Annotated in this window: 7 protein-coding genes; 3 read left to right on the top strand and 4 right to left on the bottom strand. The window is 67.9% G+C overall.

Translation table 11 applies throughout. The features are described 5' to 3' along the window. Window positions 1-174: 174 nt before the first annotated feature. Window positions 175-588 carry a CHRD domain-containing protein gene (locus AC1DYI_RS05395; protein ID WP_477203051.1) on the bottom strand — a complete coding sequence of 138 codons (414 nt, stop codon included), beginning with the start codon at window positions 586-588 and terminating at the stop codon, window positions 175-177. A 151-nt stretch (window positions 589-739) separates the two neighbouring features. Here AC1DYI_RS05395 and AC1DYI_RS05390 point away from each other — a divergent pair, with 151 nt between their 5' ends. Continuing rightward, window positions 740-1459: a DUF899 family protein gene (locus AC1DYI_RS05390; RefSeq protein WP_477203050.1), complete on the top strand. Its 720-nt coding sequence runs from the start codon at window positions 740-742 to the stop codon at window positions 1457-1459. Here the strand turns inward: AC1DYI_RS05390 and AC1DYI_RS05385 are convergent. Continuing rightward, a complete protein-coding gene (locus AC1DYI_RS05385; protein WP_477203049.1) occupies window positions 1426-4125 on the bottom strand; it encodes a putative bifunctional diguanylate cyclase/phosphodiesterase in 2700 nt (899 codons plus the stop codon). The genes AC1DYI_RS05390 and AC1DYI_RS05385 overlap by 34 nt on opposite strands. A 197-nt stretch (window positions 4126-4322) precedes the next feature. On the opposite strand from AC1DYI_RS05385, the gene AC1DYI_RS05380 reads away from it, so the two are divergent. After that, complete coding sequence (locus AC1DYI_RS05380; protein ID WP_477203048.1) at window positions 4323-4796, top strand: Lrp/AsnC family transcriptional regulator; 474 nt, start codon at window positions 4323-4325, stop codon at window positions 4794-4796. Here the strand turns inward: AC1DYI_RS05380 and AC1DYI_RS05375 are convergent. After that, complete coding sequence (locus AC1DYI_RS05375) at window positions 4753-6177, bottom strand: ABC transporter substrate-binding protein (RefSeq protein WP_477203047.1); 1425 nt, start codon at window positions 6175-6177, stop codon at window positions 4753-4755. The genes AC1DYI_RS05380 and AC1DYI_RS05375 overlap by 44 nt on opposite strands. Window positions 6178-6294: 117 nt before the next feature. Then, on the bottom strand, window positions 6295-7152 hold the full coding sequence (locus tag AC1DYI_RS05370) for a hypothetical protein (protein ID WP_477203046.1): 858 nt from the start codon (window positions 7150-7152) through the stop codon (window positions 6295-6297). On the opposite strand from AC1DYI_RS05370, the gene AC1DYI_RS05365 reads away from it, so the two are divergent. Continuing rightward, window positions 7151-7348: a hypothetical protein gene (locus AC1DYI_RS05365; RefSeq protein WP_477203045.1), complete on the top strand. Its 198-nt coding sequence runs from the start codon at window positions 7151-7153 to the stop codon at window positions 7346-7348. The genes AC1DYI_RS05370 and AC1DYI_RS05365 overlap by 2 nt on opposite strands. Window positions 7349-7455 lie beyond the last annotated feature (107 nt).

Genomic DNA, 7455 nt, shown 5'->3' with positions numbered 1-7455 from the left:
GTGCGGGTAGGCGATGGCCGTTGGTTCGGTGAGTCAGCGCGGGTTTTCAGGCTCGGCTTCGGGCTGCTGCCGGAAGCCGAGCTGAGCGCCGGGCTGGATGGGTTGTCGAGTGCGCTGCGTCAGGCGTTGCGCTGATGCATCGGCGTCAACAACCATCCAGCCATCAGGTCAAGCTCAGGGCTTGATCTGGCCCCGGATCTCGCCGTCCTTGTTGGCGGCGGTGTGCACGTTCACGTACAGCTCGCCGGCCTTGTAGGCCTTCAGCTGATCGGGAGTCAGCTTCGAGCCCGCGGGCACCGCCCAGCCGTTGTCGCCTGACTTGGTCAGCGGCAACACGACCGGCCCGCTCTTGCCCGGCGCGGCTTGGTGGATGTGGGCCGCCGTGCCGGTGAGGCCGCTGGTGGTGACGCTGCCGGTCACCGCACCATCGGTGCCGACGTTGATGCTGCCGGTGCCTGTCGCCGTGGTCTTCACGGCCGGCGCTTCCTGGTCGCCGCTGAGCTTCAGATCGGCACTGAAGGCGGGAGCCGAGGCCAGAGAAGCCGCCATCGCGAAAGCGGTCCACAGAGGAAGTCGACGAGTGTTCATGGAATGCCCTTTCTTTTCGGGGGGAAGGAATAGAAGCAGGAGCATTTGGCGTGCCTGCTGCCAGCACGCGGCGTCGCCCAGCGCTGGGTGACACACCCGGACGGGAACCACCATTGCTCCGGCAATCTTTTCCACCCCCAAGGAGCAAAAGATGAGCGAACTGAAACCCGCCGCCGCGCTGGCCTCGTCGGCCAGCAAGCCCTATCCGAATGACAGCGACGACTACCGCCGCGCCCGCACCGCGTTGCTGGCCGAAGAGATCGAGCTGCGCCGCCACATCGAGCGCGTGGCGGCCCAGCGCCGGGCTCTGCCGCTAGGCGGCCAAGCTGGCGACTACCGCTTCGAGAACGACGACGGAAAGGCGGTGGGCCTGGCCGACCTGTTCGGCCCGCACGACACGCTGGTCACCTACTTCTGGATGTTCGGCCCGCAGCGCGCCCGCCCCTGCCCAATGTGCACCGCATTCCTCGGCTCGCTGGACATCCCGGTGCGCGACATCACGCAGCGCGTGGCGTTCGCGGTGCTGGGCCGCTCGCCGGTGGAGCGGCAGCTCGCGTTTGCACGCGAGCGCGGTTGGCGCAACCTGAAGTTCTACACCACGGTCGGCGACGACTTTGCGCGCGACTACCGTGGCCTGGCGCCCAACGGCGACGAATGGCCGGCGTTGGACGTGTGGGTACGCCGCGGCGGCAAGATCCACCACTTCTGGGGCGCCGAACTCGGCGACACCCAGGACCCGGGGCAAGACCCGCGCGGCGCGCCGGACCCGACCCCGCTGTGGAACATCCTCGACCTGACGCCCGCCGGCCGCGGCACCGACTGGTACCCGAAGCTGGACTACGCCTCGGCCACCACCGGCACTTCGAGCTGAGCCCGCAGCAACTCGGTCGCCCCGGCGGCCGGGCCAGGCTTCGAATGCAGGAAGCCCTGGATCACGTCGCAAGACCAGCCGTGCAGCAGCGCTTCCTGCTCCACCGTCTCGACCCCTTCGGCCGTGACCGACAGGCCCAGGCAGTGCGCCAGCTCGATCACGGTGCGCACGATGGCGTCGCCGTGCTCGCCGGCGCCCAGCTGGCTGACGAACGAGCGGTCGATCTTCAGCCGATTGAGCGGGAAGCGGCGCAGGTAGGACAAGCTCGCGTAGCCGGTGCCGAAATCGTCGATCGCCAGATGCAGCCCCATGTCGCGCAGCGCATGCAGCTGGGCGATGCTGGCCTCGGCGTCGTTCATCACGCTGCCTTCGGTGATCTCCAGCTCGATCTGCGCCGGGTTCACTCCGGTCTCGCGCAGGGTGTCGCGCACGGTGTCCAGAAAGTCGGGGTGGTTGAACTGGCGCGGTGAGATGTTGACGGCCACCTTCGGCACGCCCAGGCCCGCATCAGCCCAGGCCTTGGCCTGCGTGCAGGCCTGGCGCAGCACCCAGGCACCGATGCGCACGATCAGCCCGGACTCTTCGGCCAGAGGGATGAACTGCGCCGGCGAGATCATCTTGCCGCCGTCGCGCCAGCGCAGCAGGGCCTCGAAGCCGCAGAAGCGGTTGGTCCGGGCATCGCGCAGGCCCTGGTAAAACAGCTCGAAGTCGCCATGCTCGATGGCCTTGAGCATGCGCGTTTCCATGTGCAGCTTGTCGCGCTGGCTCTCGCCGATGCGGGTGTCGTACACCACATGGGTGTTGCCCGGGTCAGCATGGGTCTGCAGCTTGGCCAGCTCGGCAAGGCGTGCCACCTCGTGGGCGGTGCTGGCGTCCTTCGGGTACTGTGCCGCGCCGAGGCCGATCGAGACGATCAGGTCCTGGTTGCCGATCTCGAACGGCTCGTCCATCGTGGCGGCCAGCCCCTCCAGCAGCTTCTGCAGGCACAGCTCGCCGTCTTCCATCTGAACGATCGCGCCGAAGGTCACACCGTCGACCCGGTACAGGCGACCGCCGTGGCGAGAGACGACCTGGTTCAGGCGGGTCGAGATCTGGCACAGCAGCAGGTCGCCCAGCTGGTGGCCGACGCTGCCGACGATCAGGCCGAACTGCTTGACCGACAGGCTGACGCAGCAATAACGCTCGTTGACCAATTCCTCGGTGTGGGCCTCCATCGCGCGTCGGTTGAACAGGCCGGTCACGGCGTCGTGTGTGCTGGCGTGTTCGAGCGACTGGTTGTTCTCGGCCAGGCGCAGGTTCGACTCGCGGGCCCGCAGGTACAGCCGCCAGGCGATGATGCCGCCGGCACCCATCGCTGCGGCCAGCAGCAGGCTCAGCGTGCGCTCGATCGCGCGGCGCTTGATCTCGGCCGCCTGCAGCGCGTTGTCGTGCTGCAGCTGCTCCATCTGGCGCTGACGCTGCTGAAAGCTCGACTCGCGCTGCAACTCGATCACCGTGCTCAACCGATCGCGGCGCGACAGCTCGGTCTCCAGCAGCAGCGCTTCGCGCAGCCTCAGCCAGCTCTCGCTGGTTTCGCCGCGGCGTTCGAGTGCGGCCACATAACGGTTCAGCTGCACCAACAATTCGGCGTCGCGCTCGCGGCTTTCCAGCATCGCGAGACCAGCGCTCGCCGCCTTCATGCCGGACTGGACACGTCCGACGCCCAGGTCGGCCAGGCCGAGGTTGATCAATGCGTGACCGAGCGAATAGTTGTCGTGGCGCGCCTGCGCCTGATCGTGGGCCCGCTGTGCCAAGTCTCGCGCGGCACCGAAGTTGCCGACGCTCAGGTGCATGGCCGACAGGCTCAGCAGGGCATCGAGCTCGGTGCTCAGCCATGAATCACCGCCAGCCTGCACGTTGACGGCCTGGCTGGCCGGCACCGCCGGGCGCGGCACGGCCTCGGCCGCGTGGCGGGCCCGCGCGCTGCGGGCCGGGTCGCCCAGCGCCTCGGCGGTCAGCGACTCCATCACCCAGCCGGCCGCGACCAGCGAATGGTCGTTGCTGCGCACCCCGAGCTCGCGCACACGGATCGACACCTGCATCGCCCGCGCCACCTCGCCCCTGACGATGCGCAAGGGCACCAGCGCCAGCAGGGCCTGGCCTTCGCGGCGGKGGTTGTGGCCCTCGCGTGCGGATTCGGCGGCCTCGTCGAACAGCCGGATGCCTTCATCGACCTGCCCGTTGGCCTGGGCCAGGTCGCCGGCGGTCATGTAGATCCAGTAGCGCAGGTCGACGCTCGGCGAGGTCTTGGCCAGCGGCACCGCGCTTTCGATCCAGCCGAAAGCGGCCCGCACCTGGCCGGCCATCTGCAAGGTCGTCGCCTTCAGGGCATAGGCCGAGGCCAAGGTGGCGGCGTCACCGTTACGCTCGCCGATGTCGGTCAACTCTTCGATCGCCGCGTCGGCCACAGCGGGCTTGTCGGTGACCGCGTGGGCATAGCCCCAGGCGGCCAGGAAGATGCGCAGGTCGTCACCCTGGACGGCGCGGGCCTGCGCCTCCAGCGGGCGCAGYAGCTCGATCGCCTCGACCGGGCTGCCACCGTGTTCGGCCTCGATGGCGAACACCTTGTCGCCGATGGGGCCGGCATGGGCCAAGCCCAGCGCCCCGCAACTGACTACTGCAGCCAAGAACCGTCTTGCCGCGCGCGCCGCTGGGCGGAGCGCGGCAAACCTGACGGGCATGAGTACTGCATGTCGTTGGGTGTCCACGACGCGTTATCGACGCCCTGCCCTCATGCTGAAGCAAACCGGAGCGGCAACAGTTCACGCTTGGCGCCGGCCCCTTGGCGAGAATGCAGTCTCTTTGGACCCATGACACCCGCCCCATGGAGCTGGACCGCTTCGACCGCGCGCTCCTCGACGCGCTGCAACGAGACTGCCGACAACCCGCCGAAAGCCTGGGCGAGGCGCTGGGCCTTTCCGCCACGGCCGTGCAGCGGCGCATCCGCCGGCTGAAGAGCGAGGGCGCGATCGAGGCCGAAGTCGCCGTGCTCGCGCCCGAGACCATGGTTTCGCTGGTCACCGTGATCGTCGAGCTGGCCTTCAAGCAAGGGCTGACCGCCGCGATCGACGCGTTCAAGCGCGAGGCCAGCGCGCAGCCGGAGATCCAGCAGTGCTACTACGTGGCCGGCGAGTACGACTTCGTGCTGGTCGTCGTCGCGACCAGCATGGCCGACTACGAACGCTTCACCCGGCGCGTGTTCTTTCCCAACGACAACATCGCCAGGTTTCGCTCGACGGTGGTGATGGACTCGGTCAAGCGGGGCTTGCAACTGCCGCTGGTGCCTGCAGCGGCTTGAACACGTCGTTGCAGTGGGGCGCCAGCTGCACGGCCGGGCCGTGGAACAGGCGCTTGCGGTCGTGGCAAATGGGGATGCACAGCCACTGCGCCTCCAGCTCGATCAGAGCCGCCATGTAAGCCGCGGTTCGCGCGGGGCCCGAAGGCAGGTGCCGGGCAGCGGCCACCTGAGCGTCAAAGCGCAGCCGGTGCAGGTTGGCTACTGCGCCGGGTGCCTGCTTGTCGTAGATGCCGAAAAACTCGTCGGCATCGTCCAGGTCCTGGGCCCAGCCCCGCGCCACGACGTCGAAATCGCCCTGCGCCACCAGCTCATAGACCTCGGCCGGCTTGGCCACCTCGATCACGCGGTGCGGAACGTCATGCCGAGCCAGGGTGTCGGCCAACGCGGTGAGGATCTGGCTCAGCGGGCCGCGGCCCGGGCAATGGACGATGCGCAGCGGCTGGCCTRCCAATTCGCCGCGCCAGCGCCGCGCAAACTCGGCAGGGTCGAGCGCCGGCCGCAGCCGCGCACGGTAGGCTGGCGTTGCCAGATCTTCGGGCAGCAGAAACGGCTCGAACGCCGGGCCGAACAGGCCGTTGGCCAGGCCCTGCGCCATCAGGCCGAAGTCGCGACGCAGCTCGGTGCTGTGCAACGCGCCGGCAGCGTTGACCATCAGCGCACCGACCCAACGGTCTTTCAGCGGCGTTGAATCGAAACTGCCGGCGAACAGCGGCTGGTGCAGACGCTCGATCGAGACCACGTCGACCTCCTGCGAGGCCAGTGCCGCGGCCAACGCTTGCGGCGTGTCGTAGCCGGTCAGCTGCAGTTCGCGTTGCGCCGCGCGCGGCCCGCGGTAGGCCGCATGCGCGACGAATTGCAGCGACGCGCCGGCCTGCCGCGCCATCAACGGGCCAGAGCCCACCAGGCGGCCGCCCTCGGCCACACGCAGCACGCCTAGCATCGGGTGCGCCAACAGCTCGGGCAGCGGCACATACCGTGCCACGAGGCGGATGCGCAGGCAGCGCTGCGCCTCATCGACCTCGAACGATTCGGCGACCCCGTCGTCGTGCGTCGTGCCGCCACGTCGCAGCAGGCCACGCAGCATGGTCGCGAAGAGCGAGTTCGATCCCGGCCGCAGGTGCCGTGACAGGCTCCAGGCCATATCGCGCACGCGCACCGGCGTGCCGTCGTGAAAGGTCGCCTCGCGCAGCCAGAAGCGGTAGTCGCGGCCATCGGCCGACACGTCCCAACGTTCGGCCAGGTCGGGCAACGGCGGGTCACCCCGGCAGTCGATGTGCAGCAGCGGCTGGTACAGCGGCGCGATGACGGGGAAGGTGCAGACGGCTGTGTCGGCCGGGTCGAGCCGCAGGTGCTCGGCCAGCAGGCCAATGGTCAGGGGCATGGCGCTTCAACGAGTGGTGATGCGCCCAGTGTCGCCAGGCCCAGCCGCCGCCGGGCGGCGATATGCAGGGGCTGAACGCCGCCTGGCGGCACCGCTGTGCCGCTCAGGCCCCGCGGCCTACTGCTTGACACGCTTGGCGATGAAGCCGTGCCCTTTGCCCTTGTAACGCCCCCAGCCAACGATCTGGCCCGAGTTGTTCATGTCGTACGCAGTGAGGTACTGCCAGTCCTGGCCGTGGTCCTCCAGCAGCTCGCGCAACTGATAGCCCACACCTTTGTGCCAAAGGATCGGGCCCTCTACCGGGCCTTGATTGCCCAGCACGTCGCCATGGTCGTTGATCGTCACGACCTGCCAGATGTCGTCGCCATGAACCTGTGGAAGGCGGGTGACTGCCCCTGCGTCATAGAGGAAGGAAAAGTAGTCAACCCCATCGGTGGCCCAACCCACCACCTGGCCTTGCTTGTTGATGGACTGCGCATCGGCATCTTGGGCGCCCGCAACCGTGAGTCGCACGAGATGACCTGCCGCATCCCACACCGCGGCGTCGGAACGACGCTTTTTGCCGACCATGTAGTCGACGGTGCCGAYGGACACGCTTGAATCGTTGATGTCGCTGACCCAGGCCTGCTGGCCATCAACGCCCTCGAGAACATCGGCCACGCCGTCTTTCCAGACGACCGCAGCGGCGCCTTGATAGCCGGTGRTTTGGCCGATGTTGTTGATCGCGGTGACCCGGTCCAGCTGGTCGAGCGTTTCACGTGTGCCGTCGTGGCGCCAGAGCGCGGAGTTGCCGTGCTCGGAGGCAAGTACATCGCCTGCGGCGTTGATGCCGGCGACCTCCATCGCGTCACTGTCGGGCAGCAGCTGTGCCGCCGATCGCCGGCCGGTGTACCGCGCCAATACCGTCGTGAAGGAATGGTCCGGCAGACCGTAGATCGTGCCGATCATTTCGCCTTCATCGTTGATGGCCACCATGGCCGAAGGCACCGGCATCGCGCCATCGCCGCGCACGACGTCGAGCTTGTACTTCGGTGCGGCGGCCATCGCCGCCGAGCAGCAACCGAGAACGACGGCGGCAACGAATCCGAAAAGCGGCTTCCTGAGGGTTGGGGTCACAAGCTACCTCCTTGGATGTGATGTTGAGACATCGAACATCGAAGCCGCCGGATGACGGCCGGAGTCCGATCGCTGCATCCTAGGACCGGCCGAGGCGAACGGGTGCTCCCAGATCCAATACATCCCTAAATAGAGTTAGGCCAGGTTGTTCCATGTCCACCG

Source organism: Ideonella sp. P3_A4 (assembly GCF_056403075.1).
This window is presented reverse-complemented; position numbering and strand designations above follow the sequence as displayed.